The 25,827-nt window shown below is 56.2% G+C and carries 32 protein-coding genes, 1 tRNA gene and 1 pseudogene; 13 read left to right on the forward strand and 21 right to left on the reverse strand.

The annotated features are described in order from the left end of the window. Positions 1–2 precede the first annotated feature (2 nt). Genes cydB through ACWJJK_RS10135 form a run of 3 tightly spaced genes read left to right on the forward strand, consistent with a single transcriptional unit; the run spans position 3 to position 2,600 of the window. Positions 3–1,139: a cytochrome d ubiquinol oxidase subunit II gene (gene cydB / locus ACWJJK_RS10125; protein ID WP_077731846.1), complete on the forward strand. Its 1,137-nt coding sequence runs from the start codon at positions 3–5 to the stop codon at positions 1,137–1,139. Between the two features lie 9 nt (positions 1,140–1,148). Continuing rightward, positions 1,149–1,280, forward strand: a complete 132-nt coding sequence (cydX, locus tag ACWJJK_RS10130) for a cytochrome bd-I oxidase subunit CydX (protein ID WP_156881290.1) — start codon at positions 1,149–1,151, stop codon at positions 1,278–1,280. A gap of 45 nt (positions 1,281–1,325) precedes the next feature. Next, on the forward strand, positions 1,326–2,600 hold the full coding sequence (locus ACWJJK_RS10135; RefSeq protein WP_077731844.1) for an NAD(P)/FAD-dependent oxidoreductase: 1,275 nt from the start codon (positions 1,326–1,328) through the stop codon (positions 2,598–2,600). Between the two features lie 368 nt (positions 2,601–2,968). On the opposite strand, the gene ACWJJK_RS10140 is transcribed toward ACWJJK_RS10135, so the two are convergent. Next, positions 2,969–3,721, reverse strand: coding sequence for a hypothetical protein (locus tag ACWJJK_RS10140; protein ID WP_077731843.1), 753 nt, complete (start codon positions 3,719–3,721; stop codon positions 2,969–2,971). A gap of 364 nt (positions 3,722–4,085) precedes the next feature. Between ACWJJK_RS10140 and ACWJJK_RS10145 the strand changes: the two genes are divergently transcribed. Then, positions 4,086–4,161 (forward strand) — tRNA-Lys (locus ACWJJK_RS10145). A gap of 61 nt (positions 4,162–4,222) precedes the next feature. On the opposite strand, the gene ACWJJK_RS10150 is transcribed toward ACWJJK_RS10145, so the two are convergent. The 12 genes from ACWJJK_RS10150 to ACWJJK_RS10205 form a co-directional block, all read right to left on the reverse strand. Further along, a complete protein-coding gene (locus tag ACWJJK_RS10150; protein ID WP_454128942.1) occupies positions 4,223–5,230 on the reverse strand; it encodes a phage integrase in 1,008 nt (335 codons plus the stop codon). 12 nt (positions 5,231–5,242) lie between these two features. Further along, on the reverse strand, positions 5,243–6,514 hold the full coding sequence (locus tag ACWJJK_RS10155; protein ID WP_454128943.1) for a hypothetical protein: 1,272 nt from the start codon (positions 6,512–6,514) through the stop codon (positions 5,243–5,245). 184 nt (positions 6,515–6,698) lie between these two features. Then, complete coding sequence (locus ACWJJK_RS10160; protein WP_454128944.1) at positions 6,699–7,865, reverse strand: zonular occludens toxin family protein; 1,167 nt, start codon at positions 7,863–7,865, stop codon at positions 6,699–6,701. 117 nt (positions 7,866–7,982) lie between these two features. Further along, the gene (locus ACWJJK_RS10165; protein WP_454128945.1) at positions 7,983–8,336 is read right to left on the reverse strand and encodes a DUF2523 family protein; all 354 of its coding nucleotides are present in this window, start codon (positions 8,334–8,336) and stop codon (positions 7,983–7,985) included. Beyond that, entirely contained in the window at positions 8,333–9,664 is a 1,332-nt protein-coding gene (locus ACWJJK_RS10170) for a hypothetical protein (protein ID WP_454128946.1), read from the reverse strand. The genes ACWJJK_RS10165 and ACWJJK_RS10170 overlap by 4 nt, the downstream gene beginning before the upstream one ends. Positions 9,665–9,767: 103 nt before the next feature. Next, on the reverse strand, positions 9,768–9,986 hold the full coding sequence (locus tag ACWJJK_RS10175; protein ID WP_454128947.1) for a major capsid protein: 219 nt from the start codon (positions 9,984–9,986) through the stop codon (positions 9,768–9,770). Positions 9,987–9,988: 2 nt separating this feature from the next. Next, entirely contained in the window at positions 9,989–10,213 is a 225-nt protein-coding gene (locus ACWJJK_RS10180) for a hypothetical protein (RefSeq protein WP_454128948.1), read from the reverse strand. A gap of 38 nt (positions 10,214–10,251) precedes the next feature. After that, the gene (locus tag ACWJJK_RS10185; RefSeq protein ID WP_454128950.1) at positions 10,252–10,986 is read right to left on the reverse strand and encodes a hypothetical protein; all 735 of its coding nucleotides are present in this window, start codon (positions 10,984–10,986) and stop codon (positions 10,252–10,254) included. A gap of 13 nt (positions 10,987–10,999) precedes the next feature. Next, positions 11,000–11,641 (reverse strand): hypothetical protein, encoded by a 642-nt coding sequence (locus ACWJJK_RS10190; RefSeq protein WP_454128951.1) that lies wholly within the window; start codon positions 11,639–11,641, stop codon positions 11,000–11,002. Continuing rightward, positions 11,641–12,081: a hypothetical protein gene (locus tag ACWJJK_RS10195; RefSeq protein WP_454128952.1), complete on the reverse strand. Its 441-nt coding sequence runs from the start codon at positions 12,079–12,081 to the stop codon at positions 11,641–11,643. The genes ACWJJK_RS10190 and ACWJJK_RS10195 overlap by 1 nt, the downstream gene beginning before the upstream one ends. Further along, positions 12,078–12,425, reverse strand: a complete 348-nt coding sequence (locus tag ACWJJK_RS10200; RefSeq protein WP_454128953.1) for a hypothetical protein — start codon at positions 12,423–12,425, stop codon at positions 12,078–12,080. The genes ACWJJK_RS10195 and ACWJJK_RS10200 overlap by 4 nt, the downstream gene beginning before the upstream one ends. Positions 12,426–12,442: 17 nt before the next feature. After that, entirely contained in the window at positions 12,443–12,670 is a 228-nt protein-coding gene (locus ACWJJK_RS10205; RefSeq protein ID WP_454128954.1) for a hypothetical protein, read from the reverse strand. A 54-nt stretch (positions 12,671–12,724) separates the two neighbouring features. On the opposite strand from ACWJJK_RS10205, the gene ACWJJK_RS10210 reads away from it, so the two are divergent. Then, complete coding sequence (locus tag ACWJJK_RS10210) at positions 12,725–13,054, forward strand: DNA-binding protein (protein ID WP_454128955.1); 330 nt, start codon at positions 12,725–12,727, stop codon at positions 13,052–13,054. A 213-nt stretch (positions 13,055–13,267) separates the two neighbouring features. Then, the gene (locus tag ACWJJK_RS10215; RefSeq protein WP_454128956.1) at positions 13,268–13,960 is read left to right on the forward strand and encodes a phospholipase D family protein; all 693 of its coding nucleotides are present in this window, start codon (positions 13,268–13,270) and stop codon (positions 13,958–13,960) included. 275 nt (positions 13,961–14,235) lie between these two features. Here ACWJJK_RS10215 and ACWJJK_RS10220 read toward each other — a convergent pair whose 3' ends face one another. From ACWJJK_RS10220 to ACWJJK_RS10230, 3 genes are read right to left on the reverse strand one after another with little or no spacing between them, the layout of a single operon-like run. Beyond that, complete coding sequence (locus ACWJJK_RS10220; protein WP_454128957.1) at positions 14,236–14,535, reverse strand: hypothetical protein; 300 nt, start codon at positions 14,533–14,535, stop codon at positions 14,236–14,238. Beyond that, positions 14,532–14,996 carry a hypothetical protein gene (locus ACWJJK_RS10225; RefSeq protein ID WP_454128958.1) on the reverse strand — a complete coding sequence of 155 codons (465 nt, stop codon included), beginning with the start codon at positions 14,994–14,996 and terminating at the stop codon, positions 14,532–14,534. The genes ACWJJK_RS10220 and ACWJJK_RS10225 overlap by 4 nt, the downstream gene beginning before the upstream one ends. Positions 14,997–15,008: 12 nt before the next feature. Beyond that, positions 15,009–15,533 carry a Panacea domain-containing protein gene (locus tag ACWJJK_RS10230; RefSeq protein WP_454128960.1) on the reverse strand — a complete coding sequence of 175 codons (525 nt, stop codon included), beginning with the start codon at positions 15,531–15,533 and terminating at the stop codon, positions 15,009–15,011. A 388-nt stretch (positions 15,534–15,921) separates the two neighbouring features. On the opposite strand from ACWJJK_RS10230, the gene ACWJJK_RS10235 reads away from it, so the two are divergent. Beyond that, positions 15,922–16,110, forward strand: a complete 189-nt coding sequence (locus tag ACWJJK_RS10235) for a type II toxin-antitoxin system HicA family toxin (protein ID WP_454128961.1) — start codon at positions 15,922–15,924, stop codon at positions 16,108–16,110. Between the two features lie 5 nt (positions 16,111–16,115). Beyond that, positions 16,116–16,328 (forward strand): type II toxin-antitoxin system HicB family antitoxin, encoded by a 213-nt coding sequence (locus ACWJJK_RS10240; protein WP_454128963.1) that lies wholly within the window; start codon positions 16,116–16,118, stop codon positions 16,326–16,328. 298 nt (positions 16,329–16,626) lie between these two features. Here ACWJJK_RS10240 and ACWJJK_RS10245 read toward each other — a convergent pair whose 3' ends face one another. Beyond that, positions 16,627–17,577, reverse strand: coding sequence for an IS1595 family transposase (locus ACWJJK_RS10245; protein WP_434112355.1), 951 nt, complete (start codon positions 17,575–17,577; stop codon positions 16,627–16,629). Between the two features lie 505 nt (positions 17,578–18,082). Here ACWJJK_RS10245 and ACWJJK_RS10250 point away from each other — a divergent pair. Beyond that, positions 18,083–18,253 (forward strand): annotated as a pseudogene (locus ACWJJK_RS10250) (hypothetical protein); the annotation flags it as partial. A gap of 399 nt (positions 18,254–18,652) precedes the next feature. Here ACWJJK_RS10250 and ACWJJK_RS10255 read toward each other — a convergent pair. Beyond that, complete coding sequence (locus tag ACWJJK_RS10255; RefSeq protein ID WP_077732087.1) at positions 18,653–18,955, reverse strand: hypothetical protein; 303 nt, start codon at positions 18,953–18,955, stop codon at positions 18,653–18,655. Positions 18,956–19,306: 351 nt separating this feature from the next. Between ACWJJK_RS10255 and ACWJJK_RS10260 the strand changes: the two genes are divergently transcribed. Further along, positions 19,307–19,756 (forward strand): phosphate-starvation-inducible PsiE family protein, encoded by a 450-nt coding sequence (locus ACWJJK_RS10260; protein ID WP_077732088.1) that lies wholly within the window; start codon positions 19,307–19,309, stop codon positions 19,754–19,756. A gap of 35 nt (positions 19,757–19,791) precedes the next feature. On the opposite strand, the gene ACWJJK_RS10265 is transcribed toward ACWJJK_RS10260, so the two are convergent. Beyond that, a complete protein-coding gene (locus ACWJJK_RS10265) occupies positions 19,792–20,169 on the reverse strand; it encodes a hypothetical protein (RefSeq protein ID WP_077732089.1) in 378 nt (125 codons plus the stop codon). A gap of 899 nt (positions 20,170–21,068) precedes the next feature. Between ACWJJK_RS10265 and ACWJJK_RS10270 the strand changes: the two genes are divergently transcribed. Beyond that, positions 21,069–21,317, forward strand: a complete 249-nt coding sequence (locus tag ACWJJK_RS10270) for a WGR domain-containing protein (protein ID WP_077732090.1) — start codon at positions 21,069–21,071, stop codon at positions 21,315–21,317. Between the two features lie 89 nt (positions 21,318–21,406). Continuing rightward, on the forward strand, positions 21,407–21,577 hold the full coding sequence (locus tag ACWJJK_RS10275) for a rubredoxin (protein WP_077732138.1): 171 nt from the start codon (positions 21,407–21,409) through the stop codon (positions 21,575–21,577). A gap of 715 nt (positions 21,578–22,292) precedes the next feature. Here ACWJJK_RS10275 and ACWJJK_RS10280 read toward each other — a convergent pair. Further along, the gene (locus ACWJJK_RS10280; protein WP_168175508.1) at positions 22,293–23,387 is read right to left on the reverse strand and encodes a triose-phosphate isomerase family protein; all 1,095 of its coding nucleotides are present in this window, start codon (positions 23,385–23,387) and stop codon (positions 22,293–22,295) included. 1,051 nt (positions 23,388–24,438) lie between these two features. On the opposite strand from ACWJJK_RS10280, the gene ACWJJK_RS10285 reads away from it, so the two are divergent. Next, the gene (locus tag ACWJJK_RS10285; protein ID WP_210024156.1) at positions 24,439–24,969 is read left to right on the forward strand and encodes an HMA2 domain-containing protein; all 531 of its coding nucleotides are present in this window, start codon (positions 24,439–24,441) and stop codon (positions 24,967–24,969) included. Positions 24,970–25,099: 130 nt separating this feature from the next. On the opposite strand, the gene cmoA is transcribed toward ACWJJK_RS10285, so the two are convergent. After that, a complete protein-coding gene (gene cmoA / locus ACWJJK_RS10290) occupies positions 25,100–25,825 on the reverse strand; it encodes a carboxy-S-adenosyl-L-methionine synthase CmoA (protein ID WP_077732139.1) in 726 nt (241 codons plus the stop codon). Positions 25,826–25,827: the final 2 nt, after the last annotated feature.

Consider the following 25,827-nt stretch of genomic DNA (forward strand, 5'->3'; position numbering starts at 1 on the left):
CCATGTTCGATTACGAGACTCTAAGAATTATTTGGTGGCTGTTCACCGGGGTGGTCATCATCGCCTTCGTCCTGACTTCCGGATTCGATTTCGGCATCTGCGCGCTCCTGCCGTTTGTCGGGCGCAACGACCTCGAACGCCGGGCCGTCATCAATACCGTCGGTGGAACCTGGGAAGGCAATCAGGTGTGGCTGGTCCTTTTAGGAGGTGCCTTGTTCGCCGTGTGGCCGTTGGTCTATGCGACTCTGTTCTCGGGGCTGTACGTGGCCATGCTGCTGGTGTTGTTCGCCTTGTTCTTCCGACCGGCGGGGTTCGATTATCGAAGCAAGCTGGAGAATCCCGCCTGGCGCAATGCCTGGGATTGGGGGCTGTTTATCGGAGGAGCGGTGCCGCCGATCCTCTTGGGCGTTCTGGTGGGAAATCTGGTTCAGGGCGTGCCGTTCCATTTCGATGCCGATCTCCGGCCGTATTACGACGGCAGCTTCTTCGCCCTGCTCAATCCCTTCGCGCTGTTCTGCGGCGTGCTCGGCCTGCTCATCAGCCTTTTTCACGGTGCGATTTACCTCAAGTGGCGCACCGAAGGCGTGCTCTACCGTCGAGCACTGGCGGTGGTGCGGGTCCTGGGGCCCGTGGTAATCGGCGCTGTGACCCTGGCGGCTCTATGGGTTGTCTTCGGGATGAATCTTCCGGAGATCACAGCCATGCCGGGTACGGATGCCCCGTCCAACCCGCTCAACAAGACGGTGGCCATGACGTCCGGCTGGCTGCGTCAGTTCATGTCCCATCCCTGGATGCTAGTCGCGCCCGCGCTCGGTTTCGGGGGGTTGCTCCTGGCTTGGCGTTCGGCCCTGGAACACACGTCCGTCGGAGCTTTTTTGTTCAGTTCGCTGGGCATCACCGGGGTGCTGCTATCGCTTGGCTTCGGGCTGTTTCCGTATCTCGTGATTTCGTCGACCGATCCGAATCACAGCCTGACTATCTGGGACGCGAGTTCCAGCCATTTCACCCTGGCTTTGGCCTTTTGGATCACGGTGATCTTCCTGCCCATCGTTCTGGCTTATACCCGCTGGGTGTATAGGGTGTTGTGGGGTAGCGTTACCCCGGAGAAAGTGCTGAAGGATCAGCATTCTTTATATTGAGGTAGAAACATGTGGTATTTCGCTTGGATATTGGGTGTCGGTTTCGCTTGCGCATTCGGCATCATCAACGCGATGTGGCTGGAGGCAGAATGCAATATGGACGCCGGCGAGATCGGCGCGTCGCGTAGTTCGTCAAGGTAGTTCGACCAAAAGTCTGATTAACAACTAGAACGGAGGAGGCTGATCATGGCCCGCATCGTTATATTAGGCGCCGGCATAGGCGGCGTTCCGATGGCTCTCGAAATGAAACACCTGGCCCGGAAAGAAGACGAGGTCTGTGTCATTTCGGACAGCCCGACTTTTCACTTCGTCCCGTCGAACCCTTGGGTGGCCGTCAAATGGCGAAAGCCGGACGACATCAAGGTCGAACTGGCGCCGATGCTCAAGAAAAAAGGGATTAACTTCATCAACCAGAAAGTGACTCGGGTTCATCCCGACCGAAACCAGGTCGAGCTGGCCGACGGCAGCAATGTCGACTACGACTACCTGGTCATCGCCACGGGGCCCAAGCTGGCGTTCGAGGAAGTGCCGGGATTCGGTCCGCACGGGCATACGCAGTCCGTCTGCCACGTCGATCACGCTGCCGAAGCCGGCGAATTCTGGGACGAGTTCGTGAAGGACCCGGGCCCGATCATCGTCGGTTCAGTTCAGGGTGCATCCTGTTTCGGGCCGGCCTACGAGTACGCCTTCATCGCCGATTCGGATCTCCGCAAGCGCGAGATTCGCGACAGGGTGCCGATCACTTTCGTTACCTCCGAACCCTATATCGGCCATCTCGGCTTGGGCGGCGTGGGCGACACCAAGGGTCTTTTGGAAGGTGAACTGCGCCAGCATCACATCAAGGCCATCACCAATGCCAAGGTGGACCGCATCGAGAAGGGCGTGATGCATGTGATTGAGGTGGACGAGAAGGGACAGGAAAAGCAGAAGCACGAGCTGCCGTTCAAGCACGCCATGATGATTCCCGCCTTCAAGGGCGTCGATGCCGTGGCCGGAATCGAAGGGCTGGTGAATCCGAGGGGGTTCGTGCTAATCGACGAGTATCAGCGCAACCCGACTTTCAAGAACATCTACTCGGTCGGCGTCTGCGTGGCCATTCCGCCGGTGGAAGCCACGCCCGTACCCACGGGATCGCCCAAGACCGGCTATATGATCGAATCCATGGTGACCGCTACCGCGCACAATATCCGCGAGCAGCTGGACGGCAAGGAGCCCTCGCATAAGGCGACCTGGAATGCCCTGTGCCTGGCCGATCTCGGCGATACCGGCGTGGCCTTCATCGCCCGTCCCCAGATTCCGCCGCGCAACGTCACCTGGGCCAGCAAGGGGCGCTGGGTACACTTGGCCAAGATCGCATTCGAGAAGTATTTCATCCGCAAGATTCGTAAAGGCATCAGCGAACCCTTCTACGAACGCTTGGGTTTGAGGCTGATGGGCATCGTGCGGTTAAAAAAGAGCTAATGATTCGTGGTCCGGGGCTCACAGCAGGTAGATCGCCGGACCGAATAGAGCCGAAAAAAAACGCCGCCGTCTTGGTCCAATGGGCGAAAACAGGCGGCTCGGGAATTCATCAATGACGCGGCCGATGCATTTATTCGTCAAGAGCGTAAACACCTACACCGGCCGCGTTTTGACGGTCTACTGAATTACTTGAAGCGAGAAATCAAAATACCGAACATCGTTCCAAGTGCCAGTACTAACGTCGTAGCTTCTAATACGGCCATAACAACCTCCGGTCTTAACTTAAAAAACCAAGTAAAACACTTGGTATTTACTGTAATGACCGTGAGACAGGTTGAAGGTTCCCTGGTGATTCTTACCGACAAATCTCAACCGGGACCGCTCAGTTGGATGAGCTTTCGGTAATCGATGGCGATCTTCAAGCCTACAAAGCGGCTGGACATTCTTACCAATTCGTCCGTAACCGGATTGAAATAAAGTCTGGCTACGGCAATCCGCCTATTTTCGCCTTCTTCACCCAGCGGAACGGCGTCGGCCTTGAATCGGTAAACATAGAGCGTCATACCGTCCTTCAGCGATTCTTCCGCCGGGTGGCCCAACACTTCCAAAATTTTTCGCCGGTTTGGAGGGGCTGCCGAAACCCTCGGCAGGTCTTCCGCATCGACCTTCAACTGTCGACGACCCTCGTCAACCTTGCCTTTGCCGAGAGACCTGATCGATGCCTCAAGAAACGTCGCGGGGGCCATTTCCAGAAAAACCGGCGAGAAATCCCAGCCGGAGAGTTTGTCTTTCCCGTTGAACGTCATGCGGAAAACGATGGTTTTTCCCGGCTGAGCAGGGCTATCCATTTGGTGGAAATCCAGGTACCACCGGTACCCCAGTGGCAATTTTTCGATTCGGCTGGGATGGAGTTTGGTTAGATAGCGGAAATCCTCGCTCAATAGCACCGGGTGCAAGAAATCAAGGTGAAAATAGTCATCGGTCACCTGAACCCGGAAATTCCGTTCGAAGTCGGCCAGTTGATTTTTTGCTTCCAGCAGCCGGAAATAAACACATCCGCTCAGGGCGAAAAGAAAAAAGGATAAAAGCAGCGTATTGAAAAGACTTTTTGTGAATCTCATAGCTCGGCGCAGTTTCGGTAATGGCGGTAATCGCAGATCACCACATTGATTCATGCGACGACCGGAAAAGACCGGTCGATAGCCGATAGTTTGGTAGATTTAGTAATTGTCAGGCAGGTTAGGATAACGCAATGTTACGCGCGCGGGGATTTCAGGCGCGCCATGGATATCTGGAAAGACAGTGAGACAGAGTGGGGCCGGCGGTGCAAGCGGGAGAAGCCGTGATTATCCCTTCCATCGAAGGCACACGGAAGCCCAGAGATTATGAATGCTCATTCCGATCTTCGATCCGTCGCGGATTGCAAAGAGCATTTGTAATGGACTTGAAGAACAAGAAATCAGTCATTATAATTTCCGCTTCTTTGGGCCGTTAGCTCAGTCGGTAGAGCATTGCACTTTTAATGCAGTGGTCGCTGGTTCGAATCCAGCACGGCCCACCAGGAATATCAAGGGCTTACGTAGTTGCTGCGTAGGCCTTTTTTATTTTGGGCTTGCCCGGTGTCAACCAAGTGTCAACGCCGATACCGGGTTAAGCTTTCTCGCTTCTTCCAGGTGATCCGGCGCAAGATGCGCATAGCGCATGGTCATGGTTAGGTTGGCGTGGCCAAGAATGCGCTGAAGCGCAAGAATGTTTCCCCCGTTCATCATGAAGTGACTTGCGAACGTATGCCGTAGCACGTGCGTTGCCTGACGAGGCGGAAGAGAAATCGAGGTTTTCCCCAGTGCACGACGAAACGCGGACATGCAAGATCCGAAAAGACGTCCATCGGTACGCTTGCCTTTCTTAGCCCAATGCGCCAGCAGAAGCTTTTCAAGACGTTCATCGATCGGAACGGATCGATTTTTGCCGCTCTTGGTTCCCGAGAAATGCAGCTTTCCGTGGCGTATCTGACTGAACCGAAGGCCGACAGCCTCACCCCATCGAGCGCCAGTAGCCAAACAAACCAGGGCAACGAGGTAAACATCTTCACTGTGTGATCCTCGAAGAGCATTTAGTAATTCGTCTATCTGCGCACCCGTTAGAAAGGCAAGCTCTTTGTCGTCGATTTTGAAACGGCGAATCGATCGAACCGGGTTCGGCTTCGTCCAATGACCTAAGCGCTTGAGTTCGTTGAAAACGCTACGAAGCGTTGCATGCTCGCGGTTGATTGTATTGGGACTAATGCCAATCGCTAGCCGTTTTTCCCGATATTCGGAAAAGGACTCGGGCGTTAAGTCGGCAGCAATCGGATTTCCCATGGTTTCGCAAAGGCGCTTTAAACGCGGATAGTTGCGGGATTTCAGATTGCATCCGTGCAGCCTTTCCCAAAGCTGAGCCAATTCCAATAACGTGCGGGAATCCTTACGCTCGGGCTGCCAATCGGGATTCTTGAGGATTTTCGCCTTAATCCAGTTTTCCCACTGCTTAGCTTCGAGCTTGGTGGTAAAACTTTTGCGAAAGCGTTTCCCGCCCCTTCCGCCGGGCTGGATATCGACCTGCCAGCCGGCCTCGGTTTTTTTGATGGCCATGGGGATGGCGCGTTAAGCCGCCTTGCCGATCAGCCTTCGAAGGGCCAGGCCCTTTTCGATTTGTTCCCGGAGATCGGCTTCGGTGAGGTTTCGACTTCGGTAGTAGCTGAGGAGATCGTCGAAGCAGTCGAGGCGCTTCAGGTTTTTCATGACCTCCCGAACCGTTTGATGCTTACGCGCCGCGAGCGTAATGAGGTTGCCGACGATCAGGGAGAGGTTCTTGCCGACCGCCGAGACATCCCGCTTTTTTTTTCGGCGCAGCCACAGCCCATTGGCCGGGTGGATGAATTCGGCGTCTTCGGTGAAGAGCTGCCAATAGGGATCGAGATAGGTCGGGCTCATCATCAGCCGGTTCCGGGTCATGGCGTAGCGCCAGAGGTCGGTCAGATGGGGGGCCAGGTCCTTAAAGCTGTTCAAGGCTTCGCCGAGGCCGTGGCCGATTTCCTGGACGATGCTGTGGTGAAACCGCATCTCGATTCGCCAAACGGGTTTCTCGGGCTCGAAGTCGCCGAAGGTGTAGGACTTCCAATAGTCGTGGAAATAGTCGACCTTGTCGGTGACCTTGATCTCCTTGCTTTTGTCGTAGACTACGGTTTGAAGGCTGTTGGCCTTGCCGTACATGAGGGTTTCGACTTCTTTCTTGCCGTACTTCATCGCCACCGTCGCGAGGTCCTCCAGTTCCCAATCGGCCACGCCGTCATAGCGGCGCTGGACTCGCGCATGGGTCACGAAGCGGGTTTCGAAGTCCAGCGGGACGCGCCAGTTCTGAACGTCCAGGGCGAGATGCACCGCCACCCCGACCGGGCGGGATTCGGCGAGGAAAAACCCCGCGAACTGGTCCAGGCGGCTTTGGATTTCTTGAACGCCGCGCTGGCCGATGAAGTGCGGGGACAATTCGATCTTGAGGTGGGTCCCCGGCCGATCCTCCTTGCTGTAGAAGTGGGCCAACAGGATGACGAGGCCCTCTTCGTTGTTCTGGAGCTTGTAACGGTAGCCCGCTCCCGCGCCTTTGCCGAGCTTCGCGACGCGAAAGGTGCCATAGGCCGGGTAGCGGATCTCGAAGGATTGGTCGTCGATCGCGTGTTGGATCGCTTCGAGCCGGTCGGCCTTGAGTCGGCCGTGGTAGAGCTGGCGGACGGTGTCGACCGAGCTTCCGCACAGCCTTATCCGGCTTAAATCCTTCAGTTCCTTGGGCGTTGCGAAGATCCGCCCCTTCGGATCTTCGGCCGTCCCTTGTTCCAACGACCCTAAGGAATACCGTTCCCAGCGATGCAATGCGGCCATCGTGAACCCCCTTTTCTTTTTCAATAAAACAAAAAACCCATCCAAAACCGTTCTGGTCTTGGTTCTTTCGGTATTGCTACCTTATTGCGGTCCTTTTGCGCCTTGCCGATACCGGTTCATAGACGTGTTACAAGAACGTCCCCGACCGCCGCGCCGCGGCGCCTGCGCCGCTCGTCGTACCTCCTCACGGCGTCAGCGCCGACGGCGCGCGGCGGGTGTCCTTGACCCGCCGGCAGGTGACGAACCGGCTTTGGCCCTGGTAGGTCAGCTTCACCAGACAGTCGCGGACGATCCTCACGTGATAGCCGAGGGTCCGAAGGTCGCGGTCGTAGTAGACGACCCGTTCGGTGTCGCTTTCCGCCTCGACCAAGACCCCGGAGGCCTCCGGATCGGCAAAGCTCGCCACGACGCGGAGCGCGTACCCGGTCAAAGGATCGTCTAAATGACCTTGGCGACGCCCCACACCACCACCAGGAGCACCAGAGCCCGCAGGAGGAGGTAACGAAGGAGAAGAAGCAGGAGACGCCCCAGACCCTGAGCCAGAGGACGGAGCAGCCGCCCCAGGCCGAGGCCCGCCGAAGATAGCAGGTCGATCGCGAGAAGCAATAAACCCCAGACAACCGGCCAATATTGCCAATAAAAGGAGAAGCCGAGGGTTCTTAAGGAGGGAAAGCCCCGCTTTCGTATCGCTAACGGTGCCGGTGGCCGTGCTGTCATAGAGTTTCCACACCTCGGGTTTGATTTTCCGCATCCGAACGGAGATGAAATCGCTGGTCGCTGTCCCGTTGTCCTCGGCCATGTGGAACGCTTCGAGATAACGCCCCTTGATGCCGACCAGCGCCTGGTTCTTGTGCTTGTAGGCCCCTTCCGACGCGCCCCGAATCCAATCGTGGATCTTCGAGATCTTGGGCGTCGTCAGGACGATGTCCCAGCCGTAGTGCCGGTGCATGTCGAAGGCATCCTGGAAGGAAAACGGACGGTTTTCCGCGTTGGCGGCTTCGAGACCCCCGGGAAACGCCAAGGCGTCCAGATCCTTCCCTTTCCACTCCTTGGGCCAGATCCGTTGCGCTTCGTCGAGAATCAGGAAGGCGCCGTGCGGCGCCCAATGCCAGAAGGTGGCGAGCCGCTTCAGATTCGCCTCGGCCTCGGCGTGCTCGGTGGTCGGGAGATGCAGGAGCTCGAACGTGTCGGGCAGATCGCCGAGCGCGTCCTCGATCCGCTCGCGGCTGTCGAGCCCCCGCACGTTGGTGATGACGACCCGGCCCGCTTTACACGCCGGAATAAAGTCGTCCATGACCGCGCCGGAGGTCTTATAGGAGCCGGGCGGCCCGTGGTGGATCTTGATGCTCATAGGGCTTTTAAGGCCTCCATCGCCTCGAAGATGCACACGGCATAGCCGATGCAAAAGCCGATGATGCCGGCGATCGCCAGCAAACAGCACGCGGCGATCCAATCAAGATCGAACCGCTCACACAAACGGGATAAACCGGAGCACATATTTGGTCACCACCGCGGACGCCAAAATGGTTAGAACTTCGGGAATCTTCAGCAACGTTAGGATTCCCGACGCCTCGGGCGGCAGCGCCGACCAGGCCGACGCGAGATAAGAGGAAAAGTTGAGATCCTGGAGGATTTGCTTAGCCACATCCCAGGCAAAGCCGACCGCCCAAATGGCGAATTCGATGCTGGCGAGAGTCAGGTACTCGACGAGACCCGCAAAGGCCCAAACGATCAGATCGTAAAGCCCGTCCCAGAGCCAATCCCAAAGCGCCGTGAAGAAGTTGGACACCGAATCGAAGAGCTGTTTCAACAGATCGATCATGACAGCACCCAGAACAGGGCAATGAGAAACGCCAGGAACAGGAGCCCGAGCCCGATGATGGAGAGCTCGTCGAGGTAAGGCGTCAAACACAGATCGAACGTGACATTCAGCCCCGGAACCGTCGACGGCGTGCAGCTGTAGGAAACGCCCGAAATGCCCGCCGTAAGGAGGCCCGAAGCTTCCGCCTTGATTTGATCGAGCAATGCCCGAAGATCGGCCTTCGCTTGGTCGATCTCCTCGGTTTTGTCGATCTCGTCCCGCGCGTCCTTATTGGGCTTTACCCATGCGGACTTGCCGCTTGCTTTCTGGAGCTCGTCCTTGATTGCCTTCAAGGTGCCTTCCTTGGCGCAGTCGGGACAGTCCATCGTTCCGCCTTGCTGCGGACCCTGACCCGCTAAGGAGCCCTGGCCCGGTATATTGCCCTCGGATTTGCCCGTGACTTGGGCCAGACCGTCGGCACCCGGCGGCCCGAGCTGGATGGTCTTTTGACTGGAGGTTTTACCGTCCGCGTTGGGAGCCGTGATCGTGACCGTGACCGAGCCGTCCGCGTTTTGCTTGGCGGAGACGCTTTTCCCGCTGCTATCGGCGCCGGTGAGCTGATCGTTGCCCGCCGATTTGGAAAACCCCGCGGGCACCGACGAACCAGACCCGCCGCCATTGGACGGACAATCGGGATCGCGCGGATGATCGATCCAGGTATTGCCGTCGCGTTTCCCGTCACACTTGCCATCGGACGGCCACTGAGCCGCGCCCGCGTCGCTCAGGACGCAATCATTGCCAGACGCCGTATATCCCGCAGGACAGACGGTTTCAGATTGACGAGTCACCGAGTTGGTAAACCCGCTATACATTCCCGAGGTACATTGAAAGGTATAGGTCGTAACACCATCGCCGCCGGTCTGAGAATGAGAACCGCCCGCGCATAACTGTGTTGCAGCCGCTTGAGGCGTCGACCCGGCATGCTCACCCGCGAAACGGCCCCAATAATATTGAACCGCTGGAGAAGTAACCGAAGGCGGACTATCCGGCCCATCCCACCCTTCGGGCGTCGTGGGCGTATTATGATCGCCGGAGCCGATCGGGACTTGGGTGCACTCCCCGTCCTTGCAGGCTAAAAGGTTTGGCGTTTTCTGGCCGATCGGCGCATCCCCGGTGCCGCCGTTGGTCAAGCCGCCATTCTCGCCGGGCGGGGGTTCGGTGCAGGGCGAGCCGTCCGAGTTAACCCCGGTGGCGTCGCATTCGATGGTGATGTTGATTTCGCCCCGGACCCAGGGCGAAAGGAGAGTAAGAACAAGGAGGAAGAAGGAAAAGCGGGTCACGTTGCGCACCGTGACCCCCTTTAAATCGCCGTAGTGCGGACCCCTGCGACGAAGCAGAGCGCCCACACCAAGCCAATGGCAATAGACACCGCTTCGAGCATGGCCCGACCCCTTAGATTTTCTTGACGATGCCGATCACAAGGCCGATGACGACCAGGGCCGCCACCGCCGCGACGACGTAGCCGCCAACCGTTTCCGCGGTGCCGGACGCCGCAGTAATAGCGGTTTCAACCGCCGTGGTATCCAAAGCCGCCGAGGCCGCGCCGGATACAACCGCCAAGCCAGCCGCGACGCCGGCACCGAGGAACTTTTTCAGATTCATGAATTTCATAGTCACACCTTCATTTTTCGGAGTTGGTTAATCACGAGGCCGACGCCCGCGCCGACCCCCCAGAGAGCCAGGCCGCCGAGGAAGATTTCTCCCACGGCCGCCCAATCCACGCCCGAGTTGACCAGCATCAGTTCCATTTGAGTGCCTTGCGAGGGGTCAACCAGGTAGGCCGACACCGTGGCCTGATTCGGTTCAGGACACGGGGTCTGCGCAATCGTGCACACCACGACGGTGTGCGTTGAACCGACCGCCATGCGGGGGCCGGTTAGCGTTTGTCGGCGGCGAGGGCCGCCGTGGTAGAGGCCGGTTCGCTTTTGTTCGTGGGCGAACCGGTCGGAATTCCGAACAGGGTCGTCAGCCGGTCCCTATCGAGGTAGCTGTCGCCTTCGAGGCCGTCGACCCGAAGCCGGGCCTTGAACCTGGAGCTGCTCCGGAAGGAGACGAGGAGCTTGTATTCGCCGGGGAGGCCTTTCTCTTTGAGGACGCCGAACAGTTCGTAGGGCATCGCGAAGCGGATGATTTCGAAGCCGAGTTGGTTGTCGTTGCGGCCGCTGGTTCTTTGGGCGACGACGAGGTTGGCGCCCTTGGCGCCGTTGTCGAGTTCGTAGCGGCTGGCGCCGATGACGAGGCCGATGGTGGCGCCTTCCATCGGCTGGTCGGGGACCTTGGCCGAAGCCTTGGCGGTCGGGCCGACGTTGAAGAGCGCTTGGAGGACGTCGAGGCTCAATGTCCCTTCGCCCTTGACGCTGAGGACGGTTTCGCTGTCGCTTTCCTGGCCGCCGCGCGCGGTTTCCATGAGGACTTGGAAGACGCCGGGGACGTGCTTCTCTTTCAGCTGGTCGAAGAGGTCGTAGGGCATTTTGAGTTTGTGGACGGCGAGCCCGAGGGTGTTGGGGTCGTCGTCGTCGCCCGGTTGGAGAAGGTAGATCGCGCCGCCCTGCTGGCCGTCGATGCGGTAGCGGTTGGCGCCGAGGACTAAGGTGGTCATGATTTGTTGCATGGTGGTTTCTCGATTACGGTTGCCGTCTTTGTTTATCCGGTGATCTAGCCGTGACGGGGGCGGCTAGGCCGTCGTTGAAATCGGGCGAGGATGGCGAATCGGGTTCCGGCCGGCGCGGTTCCACGGACGCCAGGCGGTCGCCGTAGATCCGCTGGAGATCTTCGAGGAGTTCCGAGACGGGAAAGGCGCCGACGATGGAGCCGGCGGAGCCGTCTTTGAGCCGGTAGCGGACGGAGGCCAAACGGGCGGGCGCGGGTTCGGGGAATTTGGGCCGGACCGGATACCAGGCCAAGGGATCGGCGCCGCAGTCGCAAAACCCTAAGCCGCCTTCTGGACCGGGCCGGGAGGACCAGCGGACCACCGTGCCGCAGCGGTCGCAGCGGTAGGCCGTCGGCTTTTTGTCGTCGCCTTGGGGCTTGGCAGTGAGAGGGGCGGTTCGCTGGCTTTCGAGGGCAGCGCGCGGAACCCCTGGGGCGGCTTCGCCGGAGTCGATGGACCGCTTGAGCTCAGGGGGGCGCGTGCCCGCGCTTGGGAGCGTGGGGGCCGGATCGGGAGGCGTGACACCCCAGGGGATTCCGGAGCGGGCGCGGTTGGCCGGGAGGCGATCCGTCCAATGGGTGGGATGGCGGAGGCCGGTCGCGGTGAGGGTGGACATTAGGCGGTCTCCTCTTCGTTCGTCCGCTGGCGGTCGCGAAGCACGCGGATTCCGGCCGCGCGGGCGGTGCGGGTGGAGCGGAAGCGGCGGGGGCGGCCCAGTTCATCGCACAGCAATTCGCCCGCGTCGCCGATGTAGACGATCCAGTACCAGGTCGGGCGGCGAACGGCGCGGCGCTTGTAGATCCGGACCGGGGGAAACGTGGGGCCGGGGTGGGGCTCGGTCGCGCTGAGACCTTCGGGGGATAAGGCCGGACTCAGGGGGAGGGGTCCGGCCGGTTGGGCGCGGCAGAGAGCAGCGGACCGCCCGACGTGGATTATCGGAGGTGAAAAGGCCGGATCGACGAGCGCCGATCCGGTGGGCGGGGCGGTGGGGGTTGGGGGTTGAGGGAGGGACCGCCCCGTATCGCCCGAAATCGAAAAGGAAAGGGAGACCGTCATGACACGGCCTCCTGAGCGGCACCGCTTTCGAGAACGGTTGGGGGAAGCGCCTCGGGGCCGCTCGAAGCCGGAGGAAGCGCCGACGGGTAGTAGTCGCCCAGAAACAGCCGGGTCAGGCGGTCGATGTAGGCGTTGACCCGCTCGACAATCGCGGTGTCGGCGATGAAGAGTTTTTGCAGGGCGTGGAGGTGGCCCATGGCGTCCTGGTAGGCGGCGAGTTCGAGGTCGCCGCCCCTCGGGCGCTGGCGCTCGTAGAACGCGAGGGCGTAGTCGCAGAGTTCCTGGATGGCGCTGACTTTGACGGTGACGGTCTGGCCGATGGCTTTTTTGCTGGCGGTTTTCATCGTGTCCCCCAGTGCGGTTACAGGAAGTTGTCGGCTTGAAAGGCTTGCGCCCACATCAGGGCGACGTTGACCAGGCGGTGCTTGCCGATGACTTTGGACGGGAGGTGACCCCGGTCGACCCAGGCGTCGACGATGCCGATCGGGACGCCGGAAAGCTCGGCGTAGCGTTGCCTCGTGATGTAGGCGATCGGGATTTGCAGGGGCGGCACCGAGGGGGTGACTTGACCCAGACGTTCGTCTTCCATACGCTTCCTCTTCAACAGTCGCTTTGCGTGGCTACGAGTAGCATTGAACTTTGTGTGATTGCAATTATCACAGGCGATAGTAGCAATTGCAATAATCACATCATTAGACTTTTTTATATGGATTTGCAGGATCGGCTAATCTTGCTTATGTCTCATTCCGGTATGACTCCAACTGACCTAGAGAAGGCCAGCAATATCGACCGAATGAGATGGAGCAACATCAAACGCCGTCAGGTTCGAGCAGGCGCACCCGAAATAGAAGCAGCAGGAAAACTTTGGCCGCAGTATGCGTATTGGCTGGTGACCGGCCTCACGCAGCCGGAAGCCGGACACATCAGTCCGGAGATCGAGGAGACCAGAAGAAATCTAAAAGGGGCTGGGTAATTGCGGGAAGAGCGCTGACAAGAGGGATCAGGTTAGCCAGCCAAGGCTAAATTTTTTTTCTCAAAACTCATGTAAGCCTAAACTGACAAAAAAATCCGCCAAAGCTTACAACAAATCCCCCGCCCCCCACATTCTAATAAGTAGGTTCACTTACTAGACTTCATGTGAGGTCAGGCTGGAATTAGAAACCAGCCACATAAGAATGGAGAGGAAATGGCGAAATTCCTAAATACCAGCGCTACGAATTATTTTCTCGAAGAACTCATCAAGACCGCGAAAGATCGGCTCATCCTCATCAGTCCCTTCCTAAAGCTCAACGACCGGATTAAAGAGCTATTGGAAGATAAGAACCGCCTGAAAATCGATGTTCGCGTGATCTATGGCAAGAACGAGCTGCAGCCCGAGGAAATCACGTGGTTGCGTGACTTGAACTACATCCGGACGAGCTTTTGCAAGAACCTTCACGCCAAATGCTATCTCAATGAGGAAATGTGCATCGTCACAAGCCTCAATTTGTACGAGTTCAGCCAGATCAACAACAACGAAATGGGCGTGTTGATCCACAGAAACGACGACCCGGACCTGTATCGAGATGCCTACGAGGAAGTCCAGAGGATTATCCGGATCAGTGACGAAATCCGGATCTCTCTCGAAAAAGTCTCCAAGGAATCGGACACTCCTCAGGAGGCAGAAAACGATTTCGACAAACTGACGACCTCGAAGCTCGCTCAGAAACTCGGTATGAAGACTAATGAGCTTGTCGATAAGTTAATCACCGGCGGTTATCTGGAAGCCCGAGACGGCAAGCAATACCTCACCGCAAAGGGCAAGGAGGCCGGGGGACAGTTCAAGATGAGCCCGAAATTCGGCCCTTATTTCCTTTGGCCGGATGATTTTGCGATTTAAAACCTAACCGATTCTAACCTTTAGGAGACCAGAAGAAGTCTAGAGAAGGCTGGGTAATCGCTGTAAGAGCGCCGACAAGATGGAAGAGGTTAGCCAGCCAGGGCCAAATTTTTTCCCAGGACTTGTAAGAAGGGGTCAGACTTTGGTTGTTTGACTAATGCCCCATGCTTAAAGCATTCGTTTCCGTCCGCGCTGCATCTCATCCAGTAGGCACTCATTGATGTTCCGCGCGGGAGAAGGGTCAGGCTTTGGTTGTTTGGCTAATGCCCAATGGTTCAAAGCGTTCTTTTCCGGCTATGCTTCATTTCATCCAGCAGCCGCTCATTGACGCTACGCGCGTGTTCGATGTCCCAGATCCGGATCGCTTCTTTCAGTTCGACTTTGCCTTCATCGACCATTTTGCAGAGGCCGACGCGTAGGGCATAGAGCTTGATGATGAGCGGATCTTCGGGCGTGTCGGTTAGGTGCTTCTCCCATTCCGCCGCTTTTTGCGGATCTTTGCAGTAGTTGACCGCGCGTTCTTCGGCCCGGAGACCGAAGGATACGGTTAGCAACAAAAGCAAAAGCGCTTTCACTCGTCGATCGCCAGGGATTGGATGATGACGTTTTGAGTATAGCGGTCTAGCGTTTTGGCGGATTTAACGGCGGAAACGATTTGTTCTCTTACGGCTTTGGAGACCGTTCCTTTGATCCGGTTGAGGTCGGCGGACAGATCGGCGATAACGTCGGCTTTGGAGAGACGTAGAACCTGATGACAGGCAATATGGGAATCGTGCTTTAGGAAGGGGTGACTGGCCGCGTCTAAGGTGACTTGGCAGATGTTGAGATGCGGTTTGTTCAGGATGAACGGGTTGGTTTGGCTGTTGACGATGAAGGTTAGAACGTCGGGGTTTTCTTCGCCAACGAACACGAGGAATTTGTTCTTGGTGATTTGAGGGAAAGCAACTTCAAGGTAGATGACAGCGCCGGGGAGGAGTTGGCGCTCGACGGACGCTTTGCGGTCTTCGTCGTTAAAGAAGTCGCCAAGCTTCGGCATTCCCGGCCGTTCCTATGACCGGAGGTATTCGAGGAGTTCTTCGGAGTTGGGGAGCGTTCGGGCGATTTCTTCGACGGAAATCAGGTCGTTTTCGTCGGCCGAGTCCCAGGCTTGATCGTGGCTCAGCTCGGTGAGTTCGTCAAAGCTCTTATTTCCGTATTGCCGGATGCTGTCAAGCAGGCATTCGATTTCAGAGGGGCTTAGCCTTGCTTCGTCGGCCGAACGCTTCGGGCCGATGCAGTAGGCGTTATAGACGAGAAATGCTTCGTTTACGCTGTTCGCTTGCGGCTCAGGGAGGACGGAGCGGCCAACCGGGAACTTCATCATGTCGTAGATTCTCGATGGCACCGGACCGTGCTTCATGGCAACGTAGTCGTCGCCACAAATTAAACGGCCGTACCGTTGCAGGTGTTCTTTGTCTGCAAAGTAGAGCACTTTCGAGACGGTGTGAAAGGTCGGATCTTCGAGCCGTTCGGCAACAAACAAGATTGTTTCTATTGCCTTGGCTGGGTCGAAGTTGCGGACTCTAGCGGCCATATTCCCCTCGTCTGGCGCCGATTCCCGGCCGGGTTTTCACTGCCGAGAAGGGCAGTGACGCGACTAATAGGGTTGATTTTATCGCAAACCTGAGCGAAAAGCCCGAGGTCTTCCGAACAGGCAGCAATCATAAACGCCGGAGACGGGGAGGGGTCAGAATTTCGTTGTTTAGCTTTCCCCATGCTTGGAGCGTTCTTTTCCAGCGGTGGCACACCGGTCAATAAAAAAACCGGCTGCGGGGTGCTGGCCGGGTTTTGTGCCGTGTTGCCGTAGGATCGGGCGCAAGCGCATCGGCTGAGACAACAACACGGTAACTTTGAGCTTAGTTCAGTTTCGCCACTTTGGCCTTTCGTTGGGCAAACCAAAGCCAAGATCGTAGAATCTAAGGATGAAGGTCTCAGAGGTTTTACGTTTGCTGGCGGAGGATGGATGGTTTCCAGTTGCGACACGCGGCAGTCACCGCCAGTTTAAGCATGATTCAAAACCCGGTCGCGTTACCGTTCCCGGCAAGCCAAGCGATGATTTAGCGCCTGGCACTCTGAACAGCATACTTAAACAGGCTCAGTTAAAGAGGTAATCACTATGCGTTATGCCGTAGTCATCGAGCAAGCCGAGGGCAATTATTCGGCTTATGTTCCCGATTTGCCGGGTTGCGTTACGACCGGAGCCACCATCGAAGAGGTCGAGCAAAATATCCGGGAAGCGATTGAACTTCACTTAGCCGGTTTGCGAGAGGACGGTTTGCCTATTCCTACGCCTTCAACCGTTGTCGAGTATTGCGAGCTAGCGGCCTAAGAAGCGGCCAGAAAAGCACGGAAAAGGTATAGGCTTTCGTTGTTTGACTTATGTAACCCTGTCAACGAAGCGTCAACGGCAAAGCGACTTTGTGCACCTTCATTGCTGCCGACACCTCTTTAAGTCATTGTTTTTAGTTGCTTTGCGTTGCTTTTCGTCGCACTGACAATGGACTTTTAATGCAGTGGTCGCTGGTTCGAATCCAGCACGGCCCACCAGGAATATCAAAGGCTTGCAGCGATGCAGGCCTTTTTTATTTTGGCGTGCTGCCCAAATTTTGCGCAAAAGTTTTTCCTGATTAGCGATGAACTTCAGCCAAGCGAATTTGCCACTCGGGTCGAGGCTTAGCGAACGCCGCGGCGCGCGCCAGCCGTTGAAGCAGGGTTTTGAGATTGAAACGCCGATTGAAGCGGTATTGGAACTCGGCCAGGTACCGCTGGGCGTATTTCTCGAATTTGAACGCGTGATAGGTGCCGGAAATGGCTGTCTTCAGGTTGCTCAACATCGTATTTACCCAATGAAACTCCGGATGTTGCGCCGACTGCCGCCCAGAGCCCAGGATCAGGCGATGATGGCAAGCGACGACCTGGTGCAGCCTCCGAAACCCGCTCAGGCCATCGGTGAGTGCGTAGGTCGACGGGGCCAAGGCGCGTTTGGCCCAGTCCGCGATAGCCTGCTGCGTGAACGGCAGGGGATCGACGCGCAGGAACAACGGACGCCCGTCGTCCGTGGTTTGTACCGCCATCACAAAGGCCGACTTGTTTTCGGAGCCACGCCCCGGTTTCCCCGGCCGCTCACCGCCCAGGTAGGCATCGTCGATCTCGACCCGCCCGGCCAGCTGCCGATCCGTTTCCCGCTCCGCCATCACCTGGATCAACTTGTGCTTCACCAGCCATGCCGTGCGATAACACACCCCGAGATGGCGCATCAGTTCCAGTGCCGAGACATTGTTCTTGGCCTGGGTCAGGAGATACATGGCCAGAAACCAGGTGGTCAGCGGCAGCTTGGTCGCTTGGAAGATCGTCCCGGCGATCAGCGTCGTTTGGCTCCGGCAGTGTCCGCATTGCCAGTATTTCCGCCCGGTCCGTTCGAACACCGTGTGGCGCGCGCCGCCGCAGACCGGACAGCGGAAACCGTCCGGCCAGCGCAGGGCCTCCAGTGCCGCTTCGCACTGCGCTTCACTGCCGTATTGCGTCAGAAACTCGGCCAACGACAAACCCTTTTGAAATTGCACCCGGTTCATAGGCATGGGACACCCCTCTTGTGATAGATGCCCATAGTCTAAGGACCCTAGCGGCTCACTATGTGAGCCTGTACTGAACTTCGTCGCTAATCAGGAAGTTTTTTGAGGTCGCGCGGCCAATCCGGCGGCGCGGCAGCGGGTGGTCGATCGGGTTCAACGTGAGTGCCTGGCCGGAGTTCGGGAACCGTGCGACTGGGCAGATTTTGAGGACGGGGCGGCCGGTGTGCATTCGTTACCGTGGCCTTGAGAGTTCGGCGCATCCGCCCGCAGCGCCTCTAAGTCAGCTTTCTTCCTGAGTAGTAGCCGTCTTTCTTTCCCCAAAATGCGTGCATTCGAAGGCGTCCAGCCGGATCCTTCACGCAACTCCCTTCCCGCCTTGAAAGTCTCCTTAATCAGGCAAGCGCCGCATGGAAACATTTCCGAGTGGTGACGAATCGTGGCCTTCATAACTGTTCCTAGATGACCCGTTACCTCAGGCCTATGCCCAGTTCGGCCAAGGCGTGGCTGGGTAGGGGATGTGAATGGCGATGGCAAACCCGATGTTCTGATAGGGGCGTCCGCGCAAGACGTGGGCGTCATAGACCATATCCGCGGCAACGATACGGTCAACGGCGGCCCTCACGCCGACCGTGATGTCTGTGCAGCCGATCAGGGCGATACCGTTCTCAACTGTAATCCGTAATGTAGGCCAAGCATTTTTTGGCTGAGAGACAGTGGTAGCCGGAATCGTGAGCTCGGGTGCCGCTGGCCGCCATCCGTTCGCCTTGCGGGATTATCGCTGCCGCTTGGGTCGATGTTTGCCGCCGCAGTGGAAAGTTACATAGTGCCGAATCACCAGATCGTCGCCGGACGAGTGAAAAGGCTTTTCCCTAATTCCAAGCAAAGACGGGCTGAGCTTGTGGCTTTCCATCCAAATCGAAGGGATTGGGAAGATGCTGGAAGTACCGGATGGTCGATTTCTGAATCATTTCAAAATTCTGGATAGAACGCTTACGACTGCCATCGTCCGACTCGCAACCGTAAAGACGTACGTTGCTAACGGAGGGCGCTGGCGTTCATTGCTCCACCGACGTCCTGTAGTTCAAAGCGTTCGTTTCCGGCCGCGCTTCATTTCATCCAGCAGCCGCTCGTTGACGCTTCGCGCGTGCTCGATATTCCAGATTCGGATTGCTTCGTCGAGATCGACTTTACCTTCGTCGACCATTTTGCAGAGCCCGATTCGTAGGGCATAAAGCTTGATGATCAGCGGATCTTCCGGGGTGTCGGCGAGGTGCTTTTCCCATTCGGCCGTTTTTTGCGGATCTTTGCAGTAATTGACCGGACGCTCTTCGGCATGGAGGCAGAGCGGTAGGGTGAATGTCAAAAACAAGGGCCAGTATTTCATGAGGTTTTCTCCACGGGTATCTGGGGTTGTCCGCTATTTGGCCCATCTCGGTGAGAATCAGTAAGAATGGGGGAAAGCGACAGAGTACCGTAAACGGAAGACATCATAAGGGCGGTCTGTCGTTATCGTAATATTCCGGGAGTCGATAACCGGCATCCGGAAGGCAACGGAGTGTTGCCTGCTTATTTCCGCCTTGAATTGTGAACCCGCGGGACCCATACAGAATTGGCGCGGGAGACACTTGCATGCCACTCCGCAATTCTTGCGTCGAACGGCGGATTGGGGTGGCGAATGCACAGTCGACAATATCGTTTAAAACGTTTACGCGCAGTTTCTGACTCGGTGACCTAAATGCAGATCTCTAATAGGTGGAAAGCGACGAAGGAGGAATGGGCGATTCTTTCCTACTACCAGCGTTTCGAGAGTTTGGTTGCGTTTGTCCTGACGATCGTGATCGGATTGACCATTCTGGTAGCGCTGTATCAGCTTACGACCGATGTCGTACTGGGCCTGGTGCGTGGCGTGCTGGATCCGTTCGATCATGACGTGTTTCAAAAAATCTTCGGCGAAATCATGACACTTTTGATTGCGCTGGAGTTCAATCACACCCTTCAATACGTGGTCAGAAGGGAGCAGAGCATCGTTCAGACCAAAGTAGTCGTGCTGATTGCCCTTTTGGCCGTAGTTCGCAAGTTCATTATTCTCGAAGTTCAAGACGTGAGTGCCGGTCATCTGCTGGGTTTGGCAGCGATTACCCTGGTTTTGGGTCTGACTTACTGGCTGATCCGAGAGGCAGTATAAGACGGAGAGGAAGTCCGGGATTTTATTCAGTCTTTTTATGGCGGGCTAAGCACCAGGATAGGCCAGTTGGTATCGGTGGGATAACAATGCCAAATGAGCGATTCTTCTTGAAACTTGGCGAACAGCTGTTCCTCTGCGTATACCACGCCGTCCACACATGAAACATAAGCAAACGGTCCGAACCATTCCGATGGTTCGCCAGCGGCATTCTCAAACGAAATTCGCACCGGCTCTTTGCAATCGTATCGCGTAAAGTGTCGGCCTTGAGTTTCCCAAAAATGATTGCGATAGGCTGCCACGATGTTTCCTTGCGGCCCTTGGTGAATGACGTTGCCGCCGACGCGAAACCAGGGCGCCGGTCCGATCTGTTCGGGCCGACCTCCCGCGCCGCTGTCGAATGTCAATCGAATCATAAGCTTTCTTCTATCGAGCTTTCATAATATAGGCATCGGACGTGGGCCAAAGTTTTTGCTGACAATCACGCCTTGAACGTTTCTTTATCATGGAGTATCGACATGGCAGTTGTGCGGTTTTCAGCGTGCTTCGGTTTGGACGCGTAGCGCAGGCCGCTGACGCATGCGGCAAAGTGCTCACCGCTCGAGTGCAGATATAACGCCTGACCGCTGCTGACGACAGCGCATCTCCTCGGCGTCCGCTGCTCTCAATCTGCCCTCTTTGATCAGCCTCGCAGCATCGCCTTGGAGTTTCGGGCCTGCTTTATTGCGCTCCTCGATTTCTGCTATTTTATGAAATGCGAGCTTCATTTTTTCAGCCTAATTGATGCCGGACAGGCGTGATCTTCGATGAACTCCACTCACTTGGAGTGATCTCATAAATTGACTGTGAAACCAATTAGGGATTACCCATATGAAACCAGGTGCCATAGTTAATGCTACATTCAATAACTGTCATTGTATTGCCAGAATTACTGGTGTTGGCAAAAAGTATGGAGAACCCTTCTTTCATATTATATTAATCTCGCCATGTGTCATGGATACCGGAACTATACCGGCAGGAACCAGAACCTGGGTATGGCCAGAGATGGTTACGCTCGGAGTAAATGATGCCAATTAGGTTTTATCTTTTCCGGTTATAAACAAAGTGGCGATGGGCAAAGCAGCTGCAGATCAGACAAACGGGTTGGCGGTAGCATTGTCCATCGCCGGCAGTATCCGGACTTTTGATGTTCAAGAGACGTGTCGAATGCGTCACAACGCGCGACAAATCGCGCCACCCGCTGTACTCGGTTGGTCATTCGGGCGCTATGTGTTAGGGTGCGATCCATTCTTCTCGATATTCCGTTGCATACTCCATGACTGACGAGTCATCCGAAACGGCACCCGTTCGACTGCGTTGGGAGAAGGAATCCCGGTATTATGAGATTCATCTACAACTGGACCTGTGGGGCGATTGGGTACTGACCCGAATCTGGGGGCGTCGTGGGTCGCCCATGGGCCAGATGAAACATATGCCGTGCCCGTCATACGACGATGCGGTCGCGAAGTTGTCGAACGTCCGCAATCAGCGTAAGCGGCGAGGATATGAGCCGGTGTTGGTATGACTCGTTTCAACCCGCGCGAATCGATATTGCTTGAGTGGCTCATCCTTCTTTTCCGTATCCTGAAACCTTTATTGGAACCGAGAGCTTTCATGTCCGATTTCAAGAAATACCATTGTTTGGAATGCGAACACATCTATGATGAAGCACAAGGCGATCCTGACAGTGGTATTGCGCCGGGCACTCGTTGGGAAGACATTCCCGACGATTGGGAATGTCCGATATGCGGAGCGCCGAAAAGCTTTTTCAAATTGATGGAGTGATCTTCCGTAAACGATTCGCGAGATTCTGCCGATCGGTTCGAGGGGAAGGCTGGCTTCTTGATCGAAGCTGGTATAAAAGAAAGAGCCGATCCGCTACAAGAAGACCCGCAACGGGATTACTCTTTATAGATCATGGTCGTTCTGTCGCGAGCCTTGATCTACCATTTAGATTCAAACTTTCAATTCGAGCTTGATATTTTCTGGTCAAACGCGAAGGCATAGCATGCTAAGACTACGCCAGGCAACGACAGAAGGCCCGCAATACCAGGTATAGGCTTCACGAATATACTAAGCGCTATACTCCCACGGTCCGATGTAATTTCCCAGTTTATCGGGAGCCAGGGGATTATTGGAAGGCAAATATTGTTCCGGCAGTTAATTGGAATCCTGTTTTGTGCGGCTTTCCGATTTTCCAAGGGTAGCCTGTGTAGGATGGGCTGAGCGAAGTGACAAATCGGCAGGATCGCCGATTTGCACGGCAGCGCCGCCCGCAGGGGGGCCGCGCAGGGATGGCGTGGCATGAGCCCCATCGATCGCGAACGATGCCTGTCCTGAGCTCAGTCGAAGGGCCTGTCCTGAGCCCGGTCGAAGGGGGCTTCCCGATGATCAGTACATCCTACGGACTGCATTTGTCGAAAATCGCGCTTTGTGCCGAAGCAATTACTCGGCACCGATATGAGAACTGCCGGGACTGAGTGAGCCGCGACAGCGGGGCTCAATAACAGGGACATTCCAAGCCAAACCGGATGATTTGCGCGAAATCCCATGCTTTTAGACTCGCTCCGCCCACCAAGGCGCCGTCTACCCCTGCAATACTCATGATCTCGGCGATATTGTCGGGTTTCACGTTTCCGCCATACAGAATTCTGATCGTCGATGCGATTTGCTCGCCGTACAGGTCCATGATCAAATTCCTGATAAAGTCGTGCACTTCGCTGATCTGTTCCAGTTTTGCGGGTTTTGCGCCCTCTCCGACGGCCCAGACGGGTTCGTAGGCAATCACGACTTCGCTCGCGGTCCTCGGCGAGACGACCTCAAACGCCAGCCTTAACTGCCGATCCAGCAGATTGAAGGTCTCATGGGTTTCTCTGGCTTCCTTGTTTTCGCCGACGCAGAGAATCACCTGAAGTCCGTGGGCCAAGGAAGCCTGAACCTTTTTCTGTATGACTTCGTCGCTTTCGCCGGCCCGCTCGATCAGCTCTTCTTCCAGAAACCGCTGTATTCCCGTCAAAACGTCTTGGTTTGCTTCCGAAGCCAAGTGTTCGAGGGCCGCGAGAATTTGCCGGTCGCCGTCGTCCTTGGTCCTGAGCAGCTCCAATTCCTGCAAGAGAAAACTTTTGGACAACCGTTTTGCGATACTGGGTCCGAATCCGAAATATTTGCCGAGATTGGTCCGGCGATCCGAATGTCCGATGATGACGCGGTCGACGCCGATCGACGCGAGCATTTCGGCTGAGATCTCTCCGGTAAATGCGCCTTTGGATTCGAAGAACGTGTCCTGTGCCAGCAGGAAGACGTTCCGCCCAAGACCGTATTCCGTCCGGAGAAAATCCGGCTTGATGTAATCGGCTAGCGTAGAGAGTCCGGTGAAGGGAGGAGCTAAGCCGATATCGACGTCTTTTACGCCTTTGCAAAGATCGAAGATTCTCGCGGCGAGCGCGACGCCGGACCGTGGGATCACGTTCATTTTCCAATTGCCGGCCAGGAACGGCCGGATCGCTCCGGGATCGCCGATCTCCGCCTCGATCTTCTGCCATTGATTTGCCGTTCTTTGGCGATAATAGTTCCGATATACGCTTGCCGTTTTCATGATTTGTTTTTCCTTCTGATCCGGTGTCGCGGTCTCATCCGCCATCCGCGTGATGGGGCGCCGCCGTTCGATTTATCATGGGGACTGTGCGCGCATAATACAACTCGACCTTATTGTAGCGTCCGGTCGCATACCGATAAGTTGCTCGAGCGTTCGGCGTGCCGAATCGACAGCGCACTCGCATGACTTACTCCACATTTTTTTCCTTGCGTCTCGCTTTTTCGGCTTTTTTCTCGAAGTTATCCACTGTCAAGACTTGACATGCGTATTCTGTGTCAGTCGTCACTTACAAGCAGTCCATAAGTGCTTGATTTGAAGTTGGCGCCTTAAAAAAATGCGTAATATCAATGAGATATATCAATAAGTCATAATGGTGCGCCGTCCTGTAAAGAACTTGGTCAGCTTAATGTAAGGGCTTGAACAGCCGATATCGGCAAGCTTTGTCCACGGACTTATCCACAGGGTTGTCCACGGAAATTGTGGATGAGCGGAAGGCAACTGAAGCTCGGGCCGACGCACGAGATTGCTGTGGGGCGAAACGCCTTAGAGAATTTTCCGATTCGGTGTCAGGGAGTCCAATATGTAGGTCGGCAATCCCTTGCCGACTTATCGGCTCGGCAAAGGACTTTGTGGGAAGGGGCGTCCTGGCGCTCCCAGGACGACCGTTTGCGATTGGAAGGGTCGCGACTAAAGCGACCGTTTGCGATTGGGAAGGGATTGCCGACCGACGTTCTTCCCGCCCGACACGAATCCGTACACCGGGATGAAAAACGCTCTAATCGATACACATGCGGGTTGGGGTCCCCGGCACTGTTGCCGCGATGGTCCGGACGATGGAATTGACCCTGCCGATAACTTCAAAATCCGTGAGTTTAGATCTGCCGGGATAGGTTCGGCATGGCACTAAAGTGATTGGCAACGAGCGTTTTGAGGCTCTGCGGCGGACCTCTCTCTATCGATCGATCGAGGATTACGTTGAGAGCGGGAGATTGCCATTAAGAATCACTGTCTCAATGGTATTGGGCACGATCCGATTGGAGACAACGGCCTCATGAACTCACCCGCAACTCATCAAGCCCGGATCGTCAGCGCCGTGCCGGGCCGGCTGCGAATAAAATCTCGCGGTACCTATCGCAACCCGGCATTACTGAATCGAATAAAGGGCGATTTGGAAGCAAAGCGCGAGATTTCCGGAGTGCATGTCAATCCGACCACCGGAAGCATTACGGTCCATTACGATTCCGGCCGCTGCGACAGAGCCGGGATACTCAAGTGGCTTCAGGATATCGATGTCCTCGCGGAAGACCTGATGCGTGCGCGCTCCGCAGTTCCGGCAACTGCGGAACCTTTGACCGTGATTGACGCGATCAATGATTTGAATACACGTTTGAGCCGCTGGACAGGGCTTCCGATCGATCTTCGGACGGTATTGCCGCTGGCGTTTGCCGGAGCCGGGCTCTGGTCCATGGTTCGGAACGGGCTCATGATCGAAAAGTTGCCCGGCTGGCTATTGCTCTGGATGGGGTTCGACCTGTTCGTCAAAACCCGGCCGCACGACCGGGCACGGTCGCCGAGACGTTGAGCGTATTCCGGGCCGAACGCATCCGGGGTAGTCGTCCCGGTCGGCTGCTCGAGGGAAGTCGCGTTGCGGCTGGAAAGCAGACCGCTGCGTACTCGGAACGTCGGCGATCGTCGCGCCGGCGAATCGGAAATCATTTCAATGCCAGCATCCCGCAGAAGTTGTACCAGCGGAAAAAGACGTCGCACGATTTGAAGCCATTCCGCAGCAATAGCTCGCGATTTTCCTCGAGATGGTAGGGAATCAGCACGTTTTCCAATGCTTCCCGCTTTTGGGAAATTTCGAGTTCGCTGTAGCCGTTACGCTTCTTGAACTCGTAATAATGCTTGATAAACAGACGGTTGATGGTCGAGTCCTGACTGAGCACTTTTTCGACCAGAATGAGGCAGCCGCCGTCGTTCAATCCGTGAGCGATGCTCGAAATAACGCGGTCACGGTTGAGCGGACGGACGAATTGCAGCGTCAAGTTCAGGATGACCACAGAGGCGTTCAGAATGGGAACACCGTCGTCCAGGCTCAGGCAGATCAGCTCGTAAGTGTGTGAAATACTGTTTTCTTGCAGCTTTTTCCGCGCCTTTTTCAACATATCGGGCGAGGAGTCCACGCCGATAAAGGCAACTTCTGCCGGAACGACCGGATCGAGCCCGATGAACGTCGTGCCGGTCGAACAGCCCAGGTCGTAAAGATTGGTTCCGGGGACGGCAAAATCTCCCGCGATCTCTCCGATCATGCGTTGAATTTCCGCATAGAAGGGGACCGAGCGATCCAGCATGTCGTCGAAAACCTCGGCGGTATCCTTTCCGAAATCGAAATCCGTCACCATTGGACGCTTTTCTTTGAATAAATCGTCTTTAGTCATCG

The sequence above is a fragment of the Methylocaldum gracile genome (assembly GCF_053646815.1).

Bases quoted from the DNA above. Each gene is read 5' to 3' on its own strand.
- ACWJJK_RS10195 (WP_454128952.1), bottom strand. From the start codon at position 12,081: ATGACGGTCTCCCTTTCCTTTTCGATTTCGGGCGATACGGGGCGGTCC.
- ACWJJK_RS10285 (WP_210024156.1), top strand. From the start codon at position 24,439: ATGAACTCACCCGCAACTCATCAAGCCCGGATCGTCAGCGCCGTGCCG.
- ACWJJK_RS10165 (WP_454128945.1), bottom strand. From the start codon at position 8,336: ATGATCGATCTGTTGAAACAGCTCTTCGATTCGGTGTCCAACTTCTTC.
- ACWJJK_RS10175 (WP_454128947.1), bottom strand. From the start codon at position 9,986: ATGAAATTCATGAATCTGAAAAAGTTCCTCGGTGCCGGCGTCGCGGCT.
- cmoA (WP_077732139.1), bottom strand. From the start codon at position 25,825: ATGACTAAAGACGATTTATTCAAAGAAAAGCGTCCAATGGTGACGGAT.
- ACWJJK_RS10190 (WP_454128951.1), bottom strand. From the start codon at position 11,641: ATGTCCACCCTCACCGCGACCGGCCTCCGCCATCCCACCCATTGGACG.
- ACWJJK_RS10230 (WP_454128960.1), bottom strand. From the start codon at position 15,533: ATGGCCGCTAGAGTCCGCAACTTCGACCCAGCCAAGGCAATAGAAACA.
- cydB (WP_077731846.1), top strand. From the start codon at position 3: ATGTTCGATTACGAGACTCTAAGAATTATTTGGTGGCTGTTCACCGGG.
- ACWJJK_RS10280 (WP_168175508.1), bottom strand. From the start codon at position 23,387: ATGAAAACGGCAAGCGTATATCGGAACTATTATCGCCAAAGAACGGCA.
- ACWJJK_RS10215 (WP_454128956.1), top strand. From the start codon at position 13,268: ATGGCGAAATTCCTAAATACCAGCGCTACGAATTATTTTCTCGAAGAA.
- ACWJJK_RS10240 (WP_454128963.1), top strand. From the start codon at position 16,116: ATGCGTTATGCCGTAGTCATCGAGCAAGCCGAGGGCAATTATTCGGCT.
- ACWJJK_RS10135 (WP_077731844.1), top strand. From the start codon at position 1,326: ATGGCCCGCATCGTTATATTAGGCGCCGGCATAGGCGGCGTTCCGATG.
- ACWJJK_RS10225 (WP_454128958.1), bottom strand. From the start codon at position 14,996: ATGCCGAAGCTTGGCGACTTCTTTAACGACGAAGACCGCAAAGCGTCC.
- ACWJJK_RS10275 (WP_077732138.1), top strand. From the start codon at position 21,407: ATGTCCGATTTCAAGAAATACCATTGTTTGGAATGCGAACACATCTAT.
- ACWJJK_RS10255 (WP_077732087.1), bottom strand. From the start codon at position 18,955: ATGAAATACTGGCCCTTGTTTTTGACATTCACCCTACCGCTCTGCCTC.
- ACWJJK_RS10185 (WP_454128950.1), bottom strand. From the start codon at position 10,986: ATGCAACAAATCATGACCACCTTAGTCCTCGGCGCCAACCGCTACCGC.
- ACWJJK_RS10140 (WP_077731843.1), bottom strand. From the start codon at position 3,721: ATGAGATTCACAAAAAGTCTTTTCAATACGCTGCTTTTATCCTTTTTT.
- ACWJJK_RS10200 (WP_454128953.1), bottom strand. From the start codon at position 12,425: ATGAAAACCGCCAGCAAAAAAGCCATCGGCCAGACCGTCACCGTCAAA.
- cydX (WP_156881290.1), top strand. From the start codon at position 1,149: ATGTGGTATTTCGCTTGGATATTGGGTGTCGGTTTCGCTTGCGCATTC.
- ACWJJK_RS10205 (WP_454128954.1), bottom strand. From the start codon at position 12,670: ATGGAAGACGAACGTCTGGGTCAAGTCACCCCCTCGGTGCCGCCCCTG.
- ACWJJK_RS10270 (WP_077732090.1), top strand. From the start codon at position 21,069: ATGACTGACGAGTCATCCGAAACGGCACCCGTTCGACTGCGTTGGGAG.
- ACWJJK_RS10265 (WP_077732089.1), bottom strand. From the start codon at position 20,169: ATGATTCGATTGACATTCGACAGCGGCGCGGGAGGTCGGCCCGAACAG.
- ACWJJK_RS10155 (WP_454128943.1), bottom strand. From the start codon at position 6,514: ATGGCCGCATTGCATCGCTGGGAACGGTATTCCTTAGGGTCGTTGGAA.
- ACWJJK_RS10160 (WP_454128944.1), bottom strand. From the start codon at position 7,865: ATGAGCATCAAGATCCACCACGGGCCGCCCGGCTCCTATAAGACCTCC.
- ACWJJK_RS10260 (WP_077732088.1), top strand. From the start codon at position 19,307: ATGCAGATCTCTAATAGGTGGAAAGCGACGAAGGAGGAATGGGCGATT.
- ACWJJK_RS10245 (WP_434112355.1), bottom strand. From the start codon at position 17,577: ATGCCTATGAACCGGGTGCAATTTCAAAAGGGTTTGTCGTTGGCCGAG.
- ACWJJK_RS10235 (WP_454128961.1), top strand. From the start codon at position 15,922: ATGAAGGTCTCAGAGGTTTTACGTTTGCTGGCGGAGGATGGATGGTTT.
- ACWJJK_RS10150 (WP_454128942.1), bottom strand. From the start codon at position 5,230: ATGGCCATCAAAAAAACCGAGGCCGGCTGGCAGGTCGATATCCAGCCC.